Origin of the sequence: Variovorax sp. MSC1_012, from assembly GCF_023667525.1 — a bacterium.
GTDB lineage: Bacteria > Pseudomonadota > Gammaproteobacteria > Burkholderiales > Burkholderiaceae_C > Variovorax > Variovorax beijingensis_B.
In genome coordinates this window covers 166466-185951 of record NZ_JAMOZJ020000002.1, presented here as the reverse complement: position 1 = coordinate 185951, position 19486 = coordinate 166466, and the positions used below count along the sequence as shown (strand labels likewise).

Annotated in this window: 13 protein-coding genes; 12 read left to right on the top strand and 1 reads right to left on the bottom strand. The window is 67.1% G+C overall.

All coding sequences use genetic code 11. The annotated features are described in order from the left end of the window. Window positions 1-22: 22 nt before the first annotated feature. From L1081_RS26315 to L1081_RS26270, 10 genes are all read left to right on the top strand, one after another. Window positions 23-1822 carry an FAD-dependent oxidoreductase gene (locus L1081_RS26315; protein WP_489417578.1) on the top strand — a complete coding sequence of 600 codons (1800 nt, stop codon included), beginning with the start codon at window positions 23-25 and terminating at the stop codon, window positions 1820-1822. Next, a complete protein-coding gene (locus L1081_RS26310) occupies window positions 1819-3678 on the top strand; it encodes a 2-oxoacid:acceptor oxidoreductase subunit alpha (protein WP_489417577.1) in 1860 nt (619 codons plus the stop codon). Before L1081_RS26315 ends, L1081_RS26310 begins: the two co-directional genes overlap by 4 nt. After that, entirely contained in the window at window positions 3675-4730 is a 1056-nt protein-coding gene (locus tag L1081_RS26305) for a thiamine pyrophosphate-dependent enzyme (protein WP_489417576.1), read from the top strand. Before L1081_RS26310 ends, L1081_RS26305 begins: the two co-directional genes overlap by 4 nt. Window positions 4731-4774: 44 nt before the next feature. Further along, on the top strand, window positions 4775-5212 hold the full coding sequence (locus L1081_RS26300) for a CBS domain-containing protein (RefSeq protein WP_489417575.1): 438 nt from the start codon (window positions 4775-4777) through the stop codon (window positions 5210-5212). 414 nt (window positions 5213-5626) lie between these two features. Further along, window positions 5627-9748: a VCBS domain-containing protein gene (locus L1081_RS26295; RefSeq protein ID WP_489417574.1), complete on the top strand. Its 4122-nt coding sequence runs from the start codon at window positions 5627-5629 to the stop codon at window positions 9746-9748. 52 nt (window positions 9749-9800) lie between these two features. Continuing rightward, window positions 9801-11510 (top strand): type I secretion system permease/ATPase, encoded by a 1710-nt coding sequence (locus L1081_RS26290; protein ID WP_489417573.1) that lies wholly within the window; start codon window positions 9801-9803, stop codon window positions 11508-11510. Continuing rightward, window positions 11507-12844 carry an HlyD family type I secretion periplasmic adaptor subunit gene (locus L1081_RS26285; protein ID WP_489417572.1) on the top strand — a complete coding sequence of 446 codons (1338 nt, stop codon included), beginning with the start codon at window positions 11507-11509 and terminating at the stop codon, window positions 12842-12844. The genes L1081_RS26290 and L1081_RS26285 overlap by 4 nt, the downstream gene beginning before the upstream one ends. A gap of 187 nt (window positions 12845-13031) precedes the next feature. Next, window positions 13032-14660 carry an ATP-binding protein gene (locus tag L1081_RS26280; protein WP_489417571.1) on the top strand — a complete coding sequence of 543 codons (1629 nt, stop codon included), beginning with the start codon at window positions 13032-13034 and terminating at the stop codon, window positions 14658-14660. Beyond that, window positions 14657-15346, top strand: coding sequence for a response regulator (locus L1081_RS26275; protein ID WP_489417570.1), 690 nt, complete (start codon window positions 14657-14659; stop codon window positions 15344-15346). The genes L1081_RS26280 and L1081_RS26275 overlap by 4 nt, the downstream gene beginning before the upstream one ends. Before the next feature lie 123 nt (window positions 15347-15469). After that, complete coding sequence (locus tag L1081_RS26270; protein WP_489417569.1) at window positions 15470-15955, top strand: SgcJ/EcaC family oxidoreductase; 486 nt, start codon at window positions 15470-15472, stop codon at window positions 15953-15955. Between the two features lie 36 nt (window positions 15956-15991). Here L1081_RS26270 and L1081_RS26265 read toward each other — a convergent pair whose 3' ends face one another. Further along, window positions 15992-16804 (bottom strand): DUF6891 domain-containing protein, encoded by an 813-nt coding sequence (locus L1081_RS26265; RefSeq protein ID WP_489417568.1) that lies wholly within the window; start codon window positions 16802-16804, stop codon window positions 15992-15994. 83 nt (window positions 16805-16887) lie between these two features. On the opposite strand from L1081_RS26265, the gene L1081_RS26260 reads away from it, so the two are divergent. Beyond that, entirely contained in the window at window positions 16888-17247 is a 360-nt protein-coding gene (locus L1081_RS26260; protein WP_489417567.1) for a hypothetical protein, read from the top strand. A 119-nt stretch (window positions 17248-17366) separates the two neighbouring features. Next, window positions 17367-19478: a TonB-dependent siderophore receptor gene (locus L1081_RS26255; RefSeq protein WP_489417566.1), complete on the top strand. Its 2112-nt coding sequence runs from the start codon at window positions 17367-17369 to the stop codon at window positions 19476-19478. Window positions 19479-19486: the final 8 nt, after the last annotated feature.

The following is a 19486-nucleotide window of genomic DNA, read 5'->3' as shown; positions in this document are numbered from 1 at the left end:
GGCGACTGTCAGGAGGCACGCCTTGCAGCGAACCGACATTGCCAGCCCGGCCTATTTCCACAAGGTCGTCGATTGCCAGTACGCCTGCCCGGCGCACACCCCCGTCCCTGAATACATCCGCATGATCGCGCAGCGCCGCTACGGCGACGCCTACATGATCAACTGGGTTTCCAACGTCTTTCCCGGCATCCTCGGGCGCACCTGCGACCGGCCTTGCGAGCCAGCCTGCCGGCGCGGGCGGGTCGAACAAAGCAATGAGAAGGTTCCCGAGCCGGTGGCGATCTGCCGGCTCAAGCGCGTGGCGGCCGACATGAAGGACGACGTGCGTGCGCGCATGCCCAAGCCGGCGCCCAGGAACGGCAAGCGCATCGCGTGCGTGGGCGCGGGCCCGGCCTCGCTCACCGTCGCGCGCGACCTGGCGCCGCTGGGCTATGAAGTGACGGTGTTCGACGAGGAGGCCAAGGCCGGCGGCTTCATCCGCACGCAGATCCCGCGCTTTCGGCTGCCGGAGTCGGTGATCGACGAGGAGACCGGCTACATCCTGGACCTGGGCGTCGAGTTCCGCGGCGGCGAGCGCATCGGCTCGATGAAGGCGCTGATGGCCGAGGGCTGGGACGCGATCTTCGTCGGCTGCGGCGCGCCGCGCGGGCGCGACCTGGACATTCCCGGGCGGCGGGAAGCGGCGGCTGGCATCCACATCGGCATCGACTGGCTCAATTCCGTGTCCTTCGGCCACGTGAGCCGCATCGGCCGGCGCGTGATCGTGCTGGGCGGCGGCAATACGGCGATGGACTGCTGCCGCTCGGCCCGGCGCCTGGGCGGCACCGACGTGAAGGTGATCGTGCGCAGCGGCTTCGACGAAATGAAGGCCTCGCCCTGGGAGAAGGAAGATGCGCAGCACGAAGGCATTCCGATCATCAGCTTCCACGTGCCCAAGGCCTTCGTGCACGCGGAGGGCCGGCTGCAGGGCATGACCTTCGAGCGGGTCCGCGCCGAGTACGACGCACAGGGCCGCCGCACGCTGGTGCCCACCGGCGAGCCCGACGCCTGGTTCGAATGCGACGAGGTGCTGGTGGCGGTGGGCCAGGAGAACGCGTTCCCGTGGATCGAGCGCGATTGCGGCATCGCCTTCGACAAATCAGGCCTGCCCGTGCTCGACAAGAACACCTTCCAATCGACGGTGCCCCATGTGCTCTTCGGCGGCGATGCGGCCTTCGGTCCCAAGAACATCATCACGGCCGTGGCCCACGGTCATGAAGCGGCGGTGTCGATCGACAAGTTGCTGCGCGCCGAGCCGGTGTACGTGCGCCCAGCGCCCATGACCAACCTGGTGTCGCAGAAGATGGGCATCCACGAGTGGAGCTACGACAACGACACCTCCAACGACCTGCGCTACAAGGTGCCGTGGGCCAAGGCCGAGAAGGCGCTGGCCAGCATCGCGGTGGAGGTGGAATTGGGCTTCGACGCCGCCACCGCCTTCAAGGAGGCCGAGCGCTGCCTGAACTGCGACGTGCAGACAGTGTTCACCGAGTCCGCCTGCATCGAATGCGATGCCTGCGTGGACATCTGCCCGATGGACTGCATCAGCTTCACCACCAACGGCGACGAGGCGGATCTGCGCCAGCGGCTCAAGGCACCGGCGCTCAACCTGGCGCAGGACCTGTACGTTTCGGGCGGACTCAAGACGGGCCGCGTGATGGTCAAGGACGAGGACGTCTGCCTGCACTGCGGCCTGTGCGCCGAGCGCTGCCCGACCGGCGCCTGGGACATGCAGAAGTTCCTGCTGAAGATGACGCCGGCAGGGGAGGGAGTGTCGGCATGAGCGCCATTCCACAAATCGAGGCGGTCAACGATTTCGTCATCAAGTTCGCCAACGTCAACGGCTCGGGATCGGCCTCGGCCAACGAGCTGTTCGCCAAGGCCATCCTGCGCATGGGCGTGCCGGTGAGCCCGCGCAACATCTTCCCGAGCAACATCCAGGGCCTGCCGACCTGGTACGAGGTGCGCGTGACCGAAGACGGCCACCTGGGCCGGCGCGGCGGCACCGACATGATGGTGGCGATGAACCCGCAGACCTGGGACGCCGACGTGGCCGAGCTGGAGCCCGGCGGCTACCTGTTCCACGACAGCACGCGGCCGCTGCCGCCTTCAAAGTTCCGCGACGACATCCGCGTGATCGGCATGCCGCTGACCGAGATCTGCAACGCCGTCTACCAGGACCCGCGGCAGCGCCAGCTGTTCAAGAACATCGTCTACGTGGGTGCGCTGTCCATCCTGCTGGGCATCGAGCCCGAGGTGGTCGAGAAGCTGTTCGGCGAGCAGTACAAGGGCAAGGAAAAACTCCTGGCTTCCAACGTGCAGGCGCTGCACCTGGGCTGCGACTTCGCGCGCGAGAACCTCGAGCCCCTGGGCCTCAAGGTGCGGCGTGCCGACCGGGTGGGCGACCGCATCTTCGTGGACGGCAACAGCGCCGCGGCGCTGGGCTGCGTGTACGGCGGCGCCACGGTGGCGGCCTGGTATCCGATCACGCCGTCGTCCTCGGTGGCCGAGGCCTTCCAGAAGTACTGCACCAGGTTCCGCGTGGACCCGGCCACCGGCCAGCACCGTTTCGCCATCGTGCAGGCGGAGGACGAGCTCGCTTCCATCGGCATGGTGGTCGGCGCCGGCTGGAACGGCGCGCGCGCCTTCACGGCGACCTCGGGGCCGGGCATTTCGCTGATGGCCGAGTTCATCGGCCTGGCCTACTTTGCCGAGATCCCGGTCACGCTCATCGACGTGCAGCGCGGCGGCCCTTCCACCGGCATGCCGACGCGCACGCAGCAGGCCGACATCCTGGCCTGCGCCTACGCCTCGCATGGGGACACCAAGCACGTGCTGCTGTTTCCCGAGGACCCGCACGAGTGCTTCGAGCATGCGGCGGCTGCGCTGGACCTGGCCGACCGGCTGCAGACGCCGGTGTTCCTGATGACGGACCTGGACATCGGCATGAACCAGCGCCTGTGCGCGCCCTTCGCCTGGGACGACAGCAAGGCCTACGACCGCGGCAAGGTCATGAGCGCCGAAGAGCTCGAAGCGGGCCGCGACTTCGGCCGCTACAAGGATGTGGACGGCGACGGCATACCCTGGCGCACGCTGCCGGGCACGCACCCGAGCAAGGGCAGCTACTTCACCCGCGGCACCACGCGCGATGCCTACGCCCGCTACTCGGAGCGCGGGCCGGACTACATCTACAACATGGAGCGGCTGCTGAAGAAGTTTGCGACCGCGGCTGCGCTGGTGCCGCAGCCCGTGCTGCGCCCCGCCGCCGAAAAAACCGACCTGGGCGTGATCTATTTCGGGTCGACCAGCCCGGCGATGCACGAGGCGCTGCAGGCGCTGGAAGCGCGCGGCATCCACCTCGATGCGCTGCGGCTGCGCGCCTTTCCCTTCCCGGACAGCGTGGTGCAGTTCCTCGCGCAGCACCGGCAGGTGTTCGTGGTCGAGCAGAACCGCGATGCGCAGATGCGCAGCCTGCTGGTCAACGAGCTGGACATCGATCCCGTCCGGCTGACCAAGGTGCTGCACTTCGACGGCACGCCCATCACGGCGCGGTTCATCGTCCAGGCCATCAGCGCGCACGTGCAGAAGACGCAAGCCGCCGGCACCGCCGGCACCGCCGGCACGAAGGAAGCTGCATGACCTATCTCGCCAAGCCCCGGCTGCATCATCCCACGCTGGCCACCAACAAGGTCGGCTACACGCGGCGCGACTACGAGGGCAAGATCTCCACGCTGTGCGCCGGATGCGGCCACGACTCGATCTCCGCCGCCATCATCGAGGCCTGCTGGGAGCTGGACATCGAGCCGCACCGCGTGGCCAAGCTCTCGGGTATCGGCTGCAGTTCCAAGACGCCGGACTACTTCCTGGGCGCATCGCACGGCTTCAACACGGTGCACGGCCGCATGCCGAGCGTGCTGACCGGCGCCAACCTGGCCAATCGCGACCTGCTGTACCTGGGCGTCTCGGGCGACGGCGATTCGGCGTCCATAGGCCTTGGCCAGTTCGCCCACGCGATGCGGCGCGGTGTGCGCATGGCCTACATCGTCGAGAACAACGGCGTCTATGGCCTGACCAAGGGCCAGTTCTCGGCCACGGCCGACCAGGGCTCCAAGAGCAAGAAGGGCGTGGTCAACAGCGACAGTCCGGTGGACCTGGTGGCCATGGCGCTGCAGCTGGGCGCCAGCTACGTGGGGCGGGGCTTCTCGGGCAACAAGGCGCAGCTGGTGCCGCTGATCAAGGGGGCGATCAGCCACGGCGGCGCCGCCTTCATCGACGTGATCAGCCCCTGCGTCGCCTTCAACAACCATCCCGGCAGTACCAAGAGCTACGACTACGTGCGCGAGCACAACGAAGCGGTGAGCCGCATCGACTTCATCAGCGGGCGGGAAGAGATCACCGTCGACATGGCGCCGGGCGAAGTGATGGACGTGCGCCAGCACGACGGCACGCTGCTGCGCCTGCGCAGCCTGCATCCCGGCTACGACCCCGGCGACCGCCATGCGGCCATGGGCCACATGCAGCGGCACCAGGAGATGGGCGAGGTGGTGACCGGCCTGCTTTACGTCGATCCGCTCGCGAGCGACCTGCACACCGCGCTCAACACGAGCGACCGGCCGCTCAATGCGCTGGGCCCGGCCGAGCTGTGCCCTGGCGCCGAGACGCTCGCACGGCTCAACGCGTCCTTGCGCTGAGCGGCGTCCGGCGGCACCATTACGTTCCTTCCGGAGGGCGCACCATGGCCGAGCGCACCGTTTTCCAATCCATCTCGCGCAAGCACGTGATCAGCCTGGGCCCGCAGGCCAGCGCGCGCGATGCCGCCTGTGCAATGACGCGCGCCAACTGCGGCAGCGTGCTCGTCATGGAACTGCCCGACATGCTGCTGGGCATCTTGACCGAGCGCGACCTGATGACCCGCGTGCTGGCCCGCGGGCTCGATCCCGACAGCACGGCGGTGCGCGAGGTCATGACGCCCAACCCCATCTGCGTGCCGCCCGAAACGCCGGTGTCCGACGCCGTGGTGCTGATGCTCGAACGCGGTTTCCGCCACCTGCCGTTGACGTCGGGAGCGAAGGTGCTTGGCGTGTTCTCGATACGTGACGCGCTACCGCGGGAAATCGGCACGGCGGTCAGCCTGACGGAATTCCGCGAGCAGGTGAACGACGCGCTGGGGTAGGGCGCAGCACGGCGCCGCAAGAATCCCAGGTCGCGTCAGCGTTCCTTCTATTTCTTCGTGCGCTTCCTGGCGGAAGCGGCGCATGCTACATGCGCATCTTTGGGAGAGTTGCCGCAAAGGCAATCATCGAACTCGCTTCGGCGATCTCGTTCTTATTCTTCGGCCATGGAATGTGGCCGTGCCCGCGCTGTTCCCCTTCGTCCCGGTCCGCGACTGGCGGCATGCCAGCTGAAGCGGATGCTTCGGCAGGGCAAAAGTACCAAGCCTTTCAGCGGCAACCCGGGACTTATCGATAGAGAAGGAAGGACATTCTCTCCATGTGCTCGCATTACTGGCGCGATCTAATTTGCGAACAAAGGAATACAGGGTCGAGATCGGCACGCGCCGGCCCGCCGGCGTTCACCAAGGAAGCACATGACCACGATTACCGGCTCCAACGGCAGCGACCTTCTCACCGGCACGGCCGATAGCGACATTATCAACAGCGGCAACGGGGACGACGCCGTCAGCGGCGGAGCCGGGAGCGATTCGCTGAATGGTGGCGCGGGAAGCGACACGCTCGACGGCGGCAGCGGCAGCGACCAGCTCAACGGGGGATCGGGGAGCGACACCCTGATCTACAACGTCAGCGAAAACATTGCGGCGGGCACCAAGGACGTCTACACGGGCGGCGCGGGTGTCGATACGCTGCAGCTCCAGTTCACGCGGGCCCAGTGGCTGGAGTCCACCACCCAGACGCAGATCTCCGCCTATCTGGCACATCTTGACGCAGTGACCAACGCGAAGACCGGCGAGGTTTCCAATGGTTCGGCCAGCGATTTCGTTTTCAGGTTCGGGTCGTCCACGCTGACCGTGCAGATGACCGAAACGCTGGCAATCCTTGTGGACGGGGTCGAGATGAATCCGGCCAACGAGGCGGTGAACGCCGTGAGCGACGCGGCCACGACGACCGAAGACAGCCGGGGGATCCAGATCCATGTGCTGCAGAACGATCTGGTTCCGGACCTGGTCAAGAGTTTGGCGCTGGCCTCGGCACCGGCCCACGGGACGGCGACGCTCGTTCAGCCGGCGATGGGCGATCCATCGACCTGGTACTTCCAGTATCAGCCCCATGCCGCCGATTTTCAGTACCTGGCCGCGGGCGAGAGCGCGACCGACACCTTCAGCTACGAGGTGACCGATGCCGATGGCGGGACGGGACTTGCCACGGTGACCGTCACCATCACCGGCAGCAACGACGGGCCGGTCGTCACGGCCCAGGACCTGGCGGGTGCGGTGACCGAGCAGGTCGCACCGGCGGGAACGCTCAGCGACAGCGGCGTCATCGGCTTCAGCGACCTGGACTTGAGCGATGTGCACCTGGTGAGCGCCACCGGCACGCCGGTTGGCAGCGTGCTGGGCAGCCTGACCGCGGTGAAGGACGGCGACACCACGGGGACCGGCACGGGCGGCCAGCTCACCTGGACCTATACCGTGGACGCCGCGGCCGTCGAGTACCTGGCCGAGGGCGAGACCCGGCTCGAGAGCTTTACCCTCACGCTGAACGACCAGCACGGCGGCATCGTCACCCGGCAGATCGACGTGACCATCACCGGCACCAACGACGCGCCGACGATCGGCGCGGCCAATGCGGCTGCGGCGGTGACCGAGGATGCAACGGCGCCAACCCTGAGCGACAGCGGCACGATCACCTTCGACGACGTGGACCTGAGCGATGCGCACGACGTCAGCGTGGCGGTCGGTGCGGACAACGCGCTGGGCGGGGTTTTGACGGCCGACTTCAGCGACGCGGCCACGGGCGCGGGCGACGGCACGGTGAGCTGGAACTACAGCGTTGCCAACGCGGCCACGCAGTATCTGGCCGAGGGCCAGACGGCGACGGAGACCTTCACCGTCAGCATCGACGATGGCCACGGCGGCACGGCCCAGCAGCAGATCACTGTGACGGTGACCGGGGCCAACGACGTACCGGTGATCGGCGGCGCGGTCAGTGGCGCGGTGAGCGAGGATGGCTCGATGCCGAACCTGAGCACCAGCGGTGCGCTGACGATTGCCGATGTCGATGCGGGCCAGTCCAGTTTCTTGTCTCAAGCAAGCACTGCCGGCAGCAACGGCTACGGCAGCTTCACGTTGGCAGCCGATGGCATTTGGACTTATGCGGCCGACAACAGCCAAAGTGCGATCCAGCAACTGGGCGCGGGCCAGTCGATCAACGACAGCTTCACGGCGGTCTCCGCCGATGGAACGGCCAGCCAGGTCGTGACGGTGACGATCACTGGCACCAACGACGTGCCGGTGATTGGTGGTGTGGCCAGCGGCGCGGTGCAAGAAGACACTGCAGTGTCCGGCGGCAGCCTCGCGGTCAGCGGCGAGCTGACGATCGCCGATGCCGATGCCGGACAGTCCAGCTTCATAAGCCAGCCCGGCACCGCTGGCAGCAGCGGCTATGGCAGCTTCACGCTGGCAGCCGACGGCACCTGGACCTACACGGTCAACAACGGCCAGACAGCGGTCCAACAGTTGGCCGCAGGCCAATCGCTCAGCGACAGCTTCACTGCGGTCTCGTCCGACGGGACCGCAAGCCAATTGGTGACCGTGACCATCGCCGGCACTAACGATGCACCCGTCCTGAGCGCTGCCGCGACGCCCGCTCTGGCGTCGGTAGACCAGAATGCCGGCGTACCGGTCGGGGCCGTCGGGACGCTCGTATCGAGCCTCGTGAATCTGCCCCCACCTAGCGGCGACCTCGACAACGTGAGCGATGCGGACAACGGCGCGGCCACTGGCATCGCGCTGACGGGCGCGAATGCCGCCAACGGAAGCTGGTGGTATTCCACCGACGGCGGCACCAACTGGGCCACGGTGGGGGCGGTGTCGGACGCCTCCGCACTACTGTTGGCTGCGGACGCGAACACGCGTATCTACTTCCAGGCGAATTCGAACTTCGGCGGCACAGTCAGCGACGGCATCACCTTCCGCGCCTGGGACCAGACGAGCGGCACGGCAGGAGCGACGGTCAGCACCGTGACGAACGGAGGAAGCTCCGCCTTCTCGAGTGCGACCGATACGGCGAGCATCACCGTCAACGTGGTGAACGTGAATCCGGTTACCGCCAGCGACGTGCTCTATGTGTCCAACAACACCACCGTGACACTGTCGACCAGCGTGCTGCTGGCCAATGACAGGGACATCGACGGCGCTGCGCTCAGCGTGACGGCGATCAGTGTCGTGACGGGGGCGCTGGCCACTCCGATCACCGTCAACGCCGACGGAACCTTTTCGTTCACCACCGGTGCGACCGGCGGCACGGTCGGCAGCCCGACCGTCGTCACGCTCAGCTACACGCTCAGCGACGGCGTCGGCGGAAGTGCGACCGGCTCCGTCACGCTGAACGTGCTGGACACGGCATCGGGCGCGAACAACATCGACCTCACCGGCGTCGCGGCCTATCAAGGCGCCTACATCGACGGCAAGGCGGGAGGCGACACCCTGCGTGACGGCGCGTTCCAGTCGGTTCTCGTCGGCAGCAACGGCAACGATCAGTTGTTCGGCAACGCGGGTTCGGACCTGCTGATCGGCGGCGAGAACGTCGACACCCTTGACGGTGGAGCCGGGAATGACGTGCTGCGTGGGGGGAACAACAATGACGAAATCGATGGCGGGGCCGGTTCGGAGGATCTGATCGACTTTTCCGACAGTCTCAACGGCGTCACCTTCACCCTGACGCAATCCGGCGGCAATACCGTCTTCAACGGACCCGGGTCGCTTGGAACAGATACCTACCGGAACATCGAAGGCGTCATCGGCACGGCCGTTGCCGACACCCTCACCGGCAGCGCCTCGAACGACATCCTCCGCGGCGGCGGCGGCAACGACACGCTCGATGGCGCTGGTGGCGCCGGCGACCTGCTCGACTTCTCGGACGGCACGGCCGGCCTCACGTTCACGTTGACCCAAAGCAGCAGCACGACAAGCTTCAATGCCAGCGCCGCCGGGCTCGGCACCGACGGCTACAAGAACTTCGAGGGCGTCATCGGCACGGCCTTCGGCGACACGATCACCGGCTCGGCGTCGAACGACCAATTGCGCGGCAGCGGCGGCAACGATGCGATCAATGGCCTTGCCGGCGACGATCGCATCGTCGGTGGGACTGGCGCCGACATACTCACCGGCGGCGCGGACAATGACACCTTCGTCTTCGACTCGGCACCCAACGCGGTGGATTCGGTCACCGACTTCAATGCGTCGGGATCGGCGGCGAGCGGCGATCTGATCGAGCTGTCGCGCGGCACGTTCACGGCCCTCTCGACCGCCAGCGGAAGCACGCTGTCGGCAGCCGAGTTCGCGTCCCTGGACGGCGGCGGTGCGGGAGACACGGTGGGTGCCGGCGTGCATGTGATCTACGACAGTGCAACAGGCAACCTGTACTACGACACCGACGGCCTGGGCGCGGCGAACCGCACGCTGGTGGTGACGCTGACGCTGACCAATCCGGGCGACACCTTCGACAGCAACGACATCAAGGCCGGCCTGTGAGCTTCCGCCTGCTGTCCGCAGGAGCGGGTGGCGGCACACGAGAGAGATCGACATGAAGCCTCTCCTGCAGCTTCTCGAGCGACCGCTTCTTTTTGTCGCGGGCTTCTCGTTCTTCGTGAACCTGCTGCTGCTCGCCCCCGCGCTCTTCATGCTGCAGGTCTTCGACCGTGTGCTGACGAGCCAGAGCCGGGAGACGCTGCTGGTGCTGTTGCTTGGCGTTGGCGTCGCACTCGGCCTGATGCTGATGCTGGACTACCTGCGCAGTCGATTGCAGGGCGTTGCGGGCAATCTGATCGCCGACCAGCTGTCTCCGGTGGTGGCCAAGGCCATGCTGGTGCGCACGGCGCGCCGCGCCGAGCGCGCGCCCTGCGAAGGCTTGCGCGACGTCGCGGCGCTGCGCAACCTGTTTTCCTCCCAGGGGCTGCTGGCCCTGTTCGATGTGCCATGGGCATTCGTCTATGTCGCGGTCATCTGGCTGGCGCATCCGATGCTGGGCATGGCCGCGGCCGCCGCGTCGGTGCTGATGCTCGTGCTTGCCGTGGTGAACGACCGCATCACGCGCCGCGATATCGAAGCCTTGCAGATGGAAGCCGCCAGGGCTACGCGCTACCTCGAATCCTCGATGCAGAACGCAGAGCTGGCCCAGTCGCTTGGAATGGGGGAGGCGGTGATCGGGCGCTGGCGGAACCTCAACGCCGGCGTCGCCGCGTTGCAGGGCCCGATCGCGCGCAAGTCGGTGGCGATGGCTGCGCTCACGCGCATCACGCGCCAGGCGGTGCAGGTCCTGTTGCAGGCACTGGGCGCCTACCTCGTCATCACGGGCGAAGGCACGGCGGGCATCCTGGTGGCCTGCACCATCCTGCTCGGCCGGGCGCTGGCGCCGGTCGAACAGGTGGTGGGGAGTTGGCGCGTGCTGGCCGAGGGGCGCCTGGCCTTCGCGCGCCTGTCCGAGGTGCTGGGCGCCGCCGAGCGCCAGCCGCCACGCATGGCGCTGCCGGCGCCGAGCGGCCGCCTGCACGCGGAGGGCCTCGTATTCCGGTCCTCGCAGGGCGAGCGGATGATTCTCGCCGGCGTCTCGCTGAGCCTGGAGCCCGGCGAGTCGCTGGCCATCACCGGCTCCAGCGGTGCCGGCAAGTCGACGCTGGTGCGCCTGCTGACCGGCCTGTGGAGGCCCCATGCAGGTGTCGTGCGGCTGGACGACGTCGACATCGCGCAATGGCCGCGTGAAGAACTCGGCCCCTGGCTCGGCTATGTGCCGCAGGATGTCGAGTTGTTCGCCGGCACCGTTGCCGACAACATCGCGCGGCTGGGCGATGTCGATCCGGACAAGGTCGTGCAAGCGGCGCAGCGTGCCGGCGTGCATGCGCTGATCCTGACGCTGCCTGAGGGCTACGACACCGTCGTCGACAACATGGGCGTGATGCTGTCGCCGGGCCAGCGCCAGCGCATCGCGCTGGCCCGCGCGCTCTATGGCAACCCGAAGCTGCTGGTGCTGGACGAGCCCAACTCCAACCTGGACGGGGCGGGCGAATTGGCGCTGGGCGAGGCCCTGAAGGCGCTGCGCGGGCAGGTCACGGTGATTGTCGTCACGCACCGCAGCGCACTGGTGCAGCACATGGACAAGCTGCTGGTGCTGGAGGCCGGGCGCGTCAAGCAGTACGGACCGGTGGCGGAGGTCATGCAGTCGATCAAGCGGAATGGCCAGAACACGGGCAGGGCGCAGGTGGTAATGATGCCGCGCCCCGCGGAGAAGGTGTCATGAACTACATGGCGCATGCAATCGCGGCCAACGACCCTCTGGCGCTCCAGGTGCGCGAAGCGCGCCGCCTGACGCACTGGGGCCTGGCCGTGCTGGTCTGTGGACTGTTGCCGGCCGTTGCATGGCTGGGCTTTGCGCCGCTGTCTTCGGCCGTCGTGGCGCAGGCCTATGTCAAGGTGGACTTGAACCGGCGGCCGGTACAGCACGCCGAAGGCGGCATCGTGCGCGAGGTCCTGGTGCGCGACGGCCAGCATGTGCGGCAGGGGGAGCCTTTGCTGGTGCTGGGCGATGTCTCGGTCGATGCCGACCGCAACAGGCTGGACCACCGTGTCAAGACCGAGCGCGCGAGCCTCGCGCGGTTGGACGCGGAGCAGACCATGGCGCGCGCGATCGCCTTCCCTCCCGACGTGGTCGAGACCGCGGCCGCCGACCCGCGCCTGGCGGCGCAGTTGGACAAGGAGCGCGCGTTGTTCGAGGCGCGGCGCGACGCGCTGGTGGGGCAGGTGCGCCTGCTGCGCTCGCAGCGCGAGAAGGTGGCCGAGGAAATCGTCGCGCTGCGCGCCCAGATCACGCAGGCGAGCGAGTCGATGAAGTTCCAGAAGAGCGATCTGGAGACCAACCGCAAGCTGCTCAAGGACGGCTTCGTCTCGGCCGCGCGCATCGCGCAGTTCGAAGGCACCGTGGCCGACTACGGCGTGAAAATCGAGGAGCGGCGCGCAGAGCTGGCGCGTGCCGAGCAGCGCACGGTCGATGCCGACCTGCGCATCCGTTCGCTGGAGAGCGACTACCGCCAGCAGGCGAGCGACCAGCTCAAGGTCACGGCGGCCCGGCTGGCCGAGATCGAGCAGGAGCGGCGCAAGTCGGCCGATGCCTCGGCGCGTCAGGTGATCACGGCGCCGGCCAGCGGCGAGATCATCGATCTGAAGTATTCGACGCCCGGCGCAGTCATCCCGCCTCGCGAGACCATCGCCGATGTCGTGCCGGACGACAGCCGACTGATGACCGACGCGCGCGTGCGTCCCGAGGACATCGGCCGCGTCCAGCGCGGGCAGGCGGCCGACATCCGCTTCACCGCATTCAAGTACCGCACCACGCAACTGGTGCACGGCAAGGTGGTTTACGTGTCCGGTGACCGCCTGATCGACCGTGCGACCAACGCTCCCTACTACTCGGTGCTGGTCGAGGCCGATGCGGCTTCGCTCGCGACGGCAGGAGACCTGAAGCTGCTCGCCGGCATGCCCGCCGAGATCTACCTGCAGGGGGAGGAGCGCACTGCACTCCAATACCTGATCGAGCCGATCACCCAGGTGTTGCGCCACGCTGCCCGCGAGCGCTGATGCGCCGCGGCCCAATGTGCGGCGACGATGGCCCTCTCATCACTCGGTCATGCGTGGCCTGCCCGCCGGCGCGCCGCGCCCAGCTTCAGCTCGAGGCCGAGCGCGAGCACCAGGTCAGGAGCTGCCTGAAGCTCAGCTCGTCAGAATGGAACCAGGCGGCAATCCGAGGCCTGTAGACTTCGCCGCAATGTTTCGTCTACGGTTGTCGTTTGCCTTTGCGGTTCTTGTTGCGCTGGTGTGCTGCCAGACCGCCTTTGTCTACTGGGGCTCCAATCGCGTCAACGAGTACGCCGCGCACAGCCGGCTGACGAGCGACATTCTTTCCGAACTCCTCGAGATTTCAGCCAACAAGCAGAGACTGCGCGTGTGGGCCTCGCAGCGCCTCATGAATGCAGAGGCAACCTCGGCGGTGCGGGATCAGCTGCTCGAGCGGATGCGGACCGGTGCCGGGCGGCTGGACGCAATGTCCCGCCTGCACCTGGACTCGTGGCGGAAGGTGTCCTCGCGGGAGGACATCGCCGTGCCGCAAGAGGTCTTTCAGCTGGTCGAGATCAGCAAGCTGCTGGACGGCAACATCCTCGAGGTGCAGGCGCAACTGCAGGACCTGCAGCCGCTGTCGCCCGGCGCGGAATTCCCGAATGTCTGGCGGCAGGTGGCGCAGGTCTTCGACATGACCCAGGGCCGGGACCTTCGCGAGCTGCTCAACGGTGCGATCGAAGGGCAGCGCAAGGCGGTTCCCATTGCCCGTGCCGCGACCGAGCGGGGCCTGGACCGGCTGCGGCAGCAGGCGATTGCCATGGCGATCATCACCCTTGTCGCAGCGATGCTGTGGGCGCTGCATCTGCGCGGGCGCCTCAAGCGCCCCTTGGAGCTGCTGCTGCAAGGCACGCGGGCCCTGCAGTCCGGTTCGCTGGAACACCGCATCGAACTTGCATCGGGCGACGAGTTCGAAGTGGTGGCGCGCCATTTCAACCAGATGGCGGCGGAACTGCAGCAGCATCGCCAGCAGGCCGACGAAGCCCGCCGGCGCCTGGAAGATGCGGTTCGCGACCGGACTCAGGAATTGCAGTCGGCCCACGACACGCTCCAGCTTCTGGATCATCGGCGGCGGCAACTCTTCGTCGACCTCAGCCATGAACTGCGGACACCGGCCACTGCGATTCGCGGGGAGGCGGAGATCACGCTTCGCGGCGGCGACAAGCTACCCGAGGAGTACCGCCACGCCCTGAAGCGCATTGTCGGCACCGTTCAGCAGTTGACCAAGGTGATTGGCGATCTGCTTCTGATCGCGCGGGCCGAAGCCGACCAACTGGTGATCCAGCCGTCTCCTTTGGATCTCTCAATGCTGCTGAGCGAGGTCGCGGAACAGGGTGAGGCCCTGGCGGCGCTGCATGGGGCCGTGCTGACCTGCGAGCCCGTGGCGGAAACGGTCATGGTTCGCGCAGACGGCGACCGGCTGCGCCAGGCGGTGATGATCGTGCTGGACAACGCCATCCGCTATTCCCGCCCGAACGGCAAGGTGCATCTGGGCTGCAGCCTTGCCGGAGGCGAAGTCGCCATCGTGGTCCGCGACCACGGCATCGGCATCGACGAGGACGAGTTGCCCCGGGTCTTCGAGCGTTTCGTCCGCGGCCACCGGGCACGCGCCCACCGGGCGGATGGCAGCGGCATCGGCCTTTCCATCGCGCAGGCCATCGTCAAGGCCCATCGCGGGCACATCGAGATCCAGAGCCGGCCCGAGGAAGGGACTGAGGTGCGTGTCGTTCTTGCACGCCTGCCGATCCACGAGCTTGAGGCCAGCGTCCTGCAGCCATGAACAGAAGCATCCTGATTGTCGAAGACGATCCCCGTGTCGCCGATTTTCTGGTCCGCGGGCTGAAGGCGGAAGGCTTCGCGGTGCAGCATGCCCGCACCGGTCCGCAGGGCCTGGAGCTGGCGCGCCGGGGAGACCTCGCGCTTCTGATCCTGGACCTGATGCTGCCGGGCATCAACGGCCTGGAGCTGTGCCAGACCTTCCGCGCCGAGGGCGGCCAGACTCCGGTGCTGATGCTGACCGCCATGAGCACGACCGAAGACAAGGTGAACGGCCTGCGCCTCGGCGCCGATGACTACCTGACCAAGCCATTCGACTTCGAGGAGTTGCTCGCGCGCATCGAGGCGCTGCTGCGCCGCGGCCGGGACCTCAGGCCGCGGGTCACGACCTTGCAGGTGGGCGACCTGGTGCTGGATCGCGAACGCATGCGCGTGGAGCGCGCCGGGCAGCCGATCACCTTGACCGCCAAGGAACTGGCCTTTCTCGAGCTGCTCATGAGCGCGCCTGGGCGGGTATACAGCCGCGAACGCATCCTGGCCAATGTCTGGGGCACGCACGAGGATCCGCTCACCAATATCGTGGATGTCTATGTGCGCCGTCTTCGCATGAAGATCGACGACGACCACGCGGTACAGCTGCTGCAGACCGTGCGCGGCCTTGGATATCGCATCAGCGAGACGGCGGGCTAGCCAGGCCGTTCATCCAGCATTCATCTCTTGTTCGGCGCAGGTTCATCGCCGCCGCGATGGATGTTCATTCGCCCCTCGAACAATGAGTCCTGTGTTTAACCACTTGCATGAATGGACTCTTCGATGATCCCGCGTTTTTCCAAGCTTCTTCCCGCCGCCGCCGTGCTGGCGCTCTGCATGTCGACCTCCGTGTCCGCGCAGACCGCCTCGAGCGCAAGTTGCGCTCCGGCCGACGAACGCCAGATTGCGGCACTGTTCGATCGCTGGAATGCCTCCCTCGCCACGCTGGATCCCGACAAGGTGGTGGCCAACTACGCCCCGGACGGCGTGCTGCTGGCCACGGTGTCGAACCAGCCGCGCACCAGTCCGGCAGAAATCCGCGACTACTTCGTCAAGTTCCTCAAGGGTGCGCCGCAAGGCAAGATCGACTCGCGCACGATCCGGGTCGGCTGCAATGTCGCGCAGGACGTCGGCACCTACACCTTCAAGTTCAAGGACGGCAAGGCGGTGCACGCCCGCTACACCTATGTGTACGAATGGCTCAACGGCCAGTGGCTGATTGCGCACCATCACTCGTCGGCAATGCCCGAGAGCGTCGCGGCAAAGTAAAGGGGCTAAAGGGGCGGCATCCGGCCCCGAGGCCCGCTACGACCGCAGGTCGACTTCGGGCCGCATCGATGCGGCGCCGTTCCAGCGCACCTCGAAGCCTGCGCCGCGGAACTGGCCGACGACGAGTTCACCGACGCGCTGCATGTCGGCATCGCCGCCCTCCGGCGCACCCCAGAACGCGAGCGAGAGCTGGCTGGTGCGCTTGGCGCGGTTCAGGTCCTGCCGCGTGTAGAAGCAGAAGCCATGCACGCCGGCCTTGCTACCGCCGCGCTCGCGGAACGCGTCCGAACAATCGGAGAAACCGTCGGACTGCGTTTCTCCCGCATCCTGCAACGCGACCAGGCCGGCCTGCGTCAGCGCGGCGAACACCTCGGCAATGCGCGCTTCGGCGGCGCGCCACTGTGCGGCGCTCATCTTCACCGGCTCGGGTTCAGGCGGCGGCGGCGCGGGGGCGGCGTGGCCGCTGACGCGTGCCAGCAGCTCGGCCACCTCTTCCATCATCGCGTTCTCCGTGACGTGGTTGCCGTGGCTGTCGCTCACGTCGGCGTTGGCGCCGGCGTCGATGAGCAGTTGCACTGCCTCCGTGCCCGGCGCGAATTCGGCGGCAAGGTACAGCGCGGTGCGGCCGTCGGCGCCCGCGTATTCGAGCGGACTGCCAGCGTCGAGCAGCAGTTGCAGCACCGCGAGGTTCGCTTCGACCTCGCACTCGTCGGCGCCCATTGCGGCACATTGCAGCGCGGTGAAGCCCTGCTTGTTCAGGGCGGCCAGGTCGGCGCCGGCCTCGATGCATGCGCGCACCGTGTCGACATCGGCATTGCGCGCCGCGTCGAAGATCTTCTTCGGATTCATGGCATCTCCCGTTGGTTTCGGGATTCTGCCGCACGCGCAAGAGGCGGACTTCGCCTGTCCGCTCCTGGCTGATAATCCGCGGCATGACTGCCCTGCGCCACACCCGCAACCTCGCGCGCCTCGTGCTGGCCTGGTTCGTCCTGTCGCTGGGCGTGGCGATCGCATCGCCCGTGATCCATCCGCAGGCGATGGAACTCGTGTGTTCGGCTGCCGGTGCGATCAAGGTGGTTGTCCAGACCGACGATGGCGCGCGCGAGCTCGGCGCCAGCCAGCTGGATTGCCCGATGTGCGTGCCCAACGGCGCACCACCGCCTGTTGCGCAGGCGATCGATCTCCCTGGCATCTTGCCGCTGGGCCACGCGGTCCAGTCGATTCCGGCCGCGCGTCTCGCTGCAGCCACCGCCGCGCCGTTGCCCGCGCGCGGCCCTCCCGCTCTCTGCTGACCCGCTTTCGATTCCGAAGCGCGTAGCGCCTGCACGGTCCTTCGACCATCGCGGCGAGCGCCGCTTCGTTCTTTTCCGCAGACAAGCCGGCGCCCGTTCGGGTGCCGCAGAGAGCATCCATGAAGAAGACCATTCCGTGGCTCGCGCTGGGCGCGGCGTTCCCCTGGCTGGCAACGCCGGCTCGTGCCGCCGACGAACAAGCCATGCTTCCCTCCGTATCGATCATGGCCACGCGCGACTCCGGCCTCCATGCACCGGTTGCCACCGGATCCAACCTCGATATCACCTCGTTCCAGACGCCAGCAAGCGTGAGCACCATCACGCGCGAGCAGCTCGACAAGCGCGGCGATGCAAGCATCGTCGACGCCGTCACCCGCTCCACGGGCATCAGCAGCCTGGCCCACCCCGGCAACGGCGGCTCCTCCCTCGCGGCACGCGGATTCACCGACGCCACTTCCGTGATGCGGCTGTACGACGGCACGCGCCAGTACGGCGGCGTTGGCGTGACCTTTCCGTTCGACACCTGGTCGATCGATCGCATCGAGGTTTTTCGTGGGCCTGCATCGGTCATCCACGGCGACGGCGCCATCGGCGGCGTGATCAACGTGATTCCCAAGAAGCCACGTCGCGGGCCGATCGAGAACGAGGTGCTGGCCACCATCGGAACCGACAACACGCAAAGACTGGGCTTCGGCAGCGGCGGGGCCCTCAACGACAGGCTGTCGTACCGCCTCGATGTCAGCGGCGACCGCTCCGACGGCTGGGTGGACAGGGGCGATTCGCGCAACCGGACGTTCTCGGGGGCGGTTCAACTCGACGTCTCTCCCGAGTTCAGCCTCCGGCTCAGCCATGCCCAGGGCAGGCAGAACCCGATGCGTTACTTCGGAACGCCGCTGATCAGCGGGCAGCAACTCCCGGTGCTGCGCGAGAAGAACTACAACGTCGGCGACAGCACCATCCAGTACCGGGACCGCTGGACCGAACTGGCGGCGCAATGGACGCCGAGCGCGGACACCACGGTGCGAAGCCGCCTGTACCGCATCGACAGCCAGCGCTACTGGCGCAACGCGGAGTCCTATGCCTACAACCCGCAAACAGGGCTGATCGACCGCTCCGGCAACACGCAGATCCGGCATGACCAGTCGCAGACGGGGAACACGACCGATGCGACGTTCAAAGGCACTCTGTTCGGGCTGAGGAACCAGGCGTCGGTGGGGTTCGACATCAACTCGAGCTCATTCACGCACACGAACAATACCTACGTCGGCTCGTCCCCGTCCGTCGACCCGCTGAACCCGATGCCTGGCTACTTCATCAGCGGTGTGCCCTTCATCCCTCGCTACCGCAACGAGGCCAGGCAGTCGGCGGTGTTCGCGGAGGATCGGCTCGAATTGAGCGATCGATGGTCGCTGGTCGCGGGCCTGCGCCACGACCACGCGCGCATATCGCACCGGGACCTGGCGGGCGGCACGGCGGCGTTCGACAAGTCCTTCTCCCACACCGGGTGGCGCATCGGGACCGTGTTCGAGATCGTTCCGAACCTTGCCCTTTACGCGCAGTTTGCCAAGGCCGCGGACCCGGTGAGCGGGCTGCTCATGCTGTCGCCGGTCAACAGCAAGTTCGATCTCTCCACGGGCAAGCAGGCCGAGGTCGGCGTGAAGCAGACCTTCTGGGACCAGCGCGGTGAATGGAGCCTGGCCACCTACCACATCACCAAGAACAACCTGGTCACGCGGGACCCGAACAACCCGGCGCAGAGCATCCAGGTCGGCCAGCGCTCGTCGCGCGGCCTCGAAGCCAACGTGGCGATGGCCTTCGCTTCCGGCTGGCAGCTGGATGCCAACGCGGCCGTGCTGCGCGCGCGGTATGACGAGTTCTCCGAAACGGTGCGGGGCGTTGCCGTTCCCCGCGCGGGGAATGTGCCGACCGATGTGCCTGAGCGGCTCGCGAATGTGTGGGTGAGCTGGAACTTCCTGCCGAAATGGACGCTGAGTTCGGGGCTGCGCTATGTGGGCAAGCGCTATGCGGACAGTGCCAACACCCTGACGTTGCCCGCCTACACCACGACAGACCTGGCGCTCCGGTGGCAGCTCACGCCCGACACCACGGTGACGCTTCGCGGCTTCAATGTCTTCAACAAGCGCTACTACACGACCGCGTACTACACCAGCACGCAATGGTTCGTCGGAGAGGGGCGCCGGGTTGAGCTGAGCGCCCATCACCGGTTCTGAGCGCAGGA

Excerpts from the sequence above, each read along its gene's own strand:
- L1081_RS26275 (WP_489417570.1), top strand. The coding sequence starts at position 14,657 with ATGAACAGAAGCATCCTGATTGTCGAAGACGATCCCCGTGTCGCCGAT.
- L1081_RS26295 (WP_489417574.1), top strand. The coding sequence starts at position 5,627 with ATGACCACGATTACCGGCTCCAACGGCAGCGACCTTCTCACCGGCACG.
- L1081_RS26270 (WP_489417569.1), top strand. The coding sequence starts at position 15,470 with ATGATCCCGCGTTTTTCCAAGCTTCTTCCCGCCGCCGCCGTGCTGGCG.
- L1081_RS26280 (WP_489417571.1), top strand. The coding sequence starts at position 13,032 with ATGTTTCGTCTACGGTTGTCGTTTGCCTTTGCGGTTCTTGTTGCGCTG.
- L1081_RS26260 (WP_489417567.1), top strand. The coding sequence starts at position 16,888 with ATGACTGCCCTGCGCCACACCCGCAACCTCGCGCGCCTCGTGCTGGCC.
- L1081_RS26255 (WP_489417566.1), top strand. The coding sequence starts at position 17,367 with ATGAAGAAGACCATTCCGTGGCTCGCGCTGGGCGCGGCGTTCCCCTGG.
- L1081_RS26290 (WP_489417573.1), top strand. The coding sequence starts at position 9,801 with ATGAAGCCTCTCCTGCAGCTTCTCGAGCGACCGCTTCTTTTTGTCGCG.
- L1081_RS26300 (WP_489417575.1), top strand. The coding sequence starts at position 4,775 with ATGGCCGAGCGCACCGTTTTCCAATCCATCTCGCGCAAGCACGTGATC.
- L1081_RS26265 (WP_489417568.1), bottom strand. The coding sequence starts at position 16,804 with ATGAATCCGAAGAAGATCTTCGACGCGGCGCGCAATGCCGATGTCGAC.
- L1081_RS26310 (WP_489417577.1), top strand. The coding sequence starts at position 1,819 with ATGAGCGCCATTCCACAAATCGAGGCGGTCAACGATTTCGTCATCAAG.
- L1081_RS26305 (WP_489417576.1), top strand. The coding sequence starts at position 3,675 with ATGACCTATCTCGCCAAGCCCCGGCTGCATCATCCCACGCTGGCCACC.
- L1081_RS26285 (WP_489417572.1), top strand. The coding sequence starts at position 11,507 with ATGAACTACATGGCGCATGCAATCGCGGCCAACGACCCTCTGGCGCTC.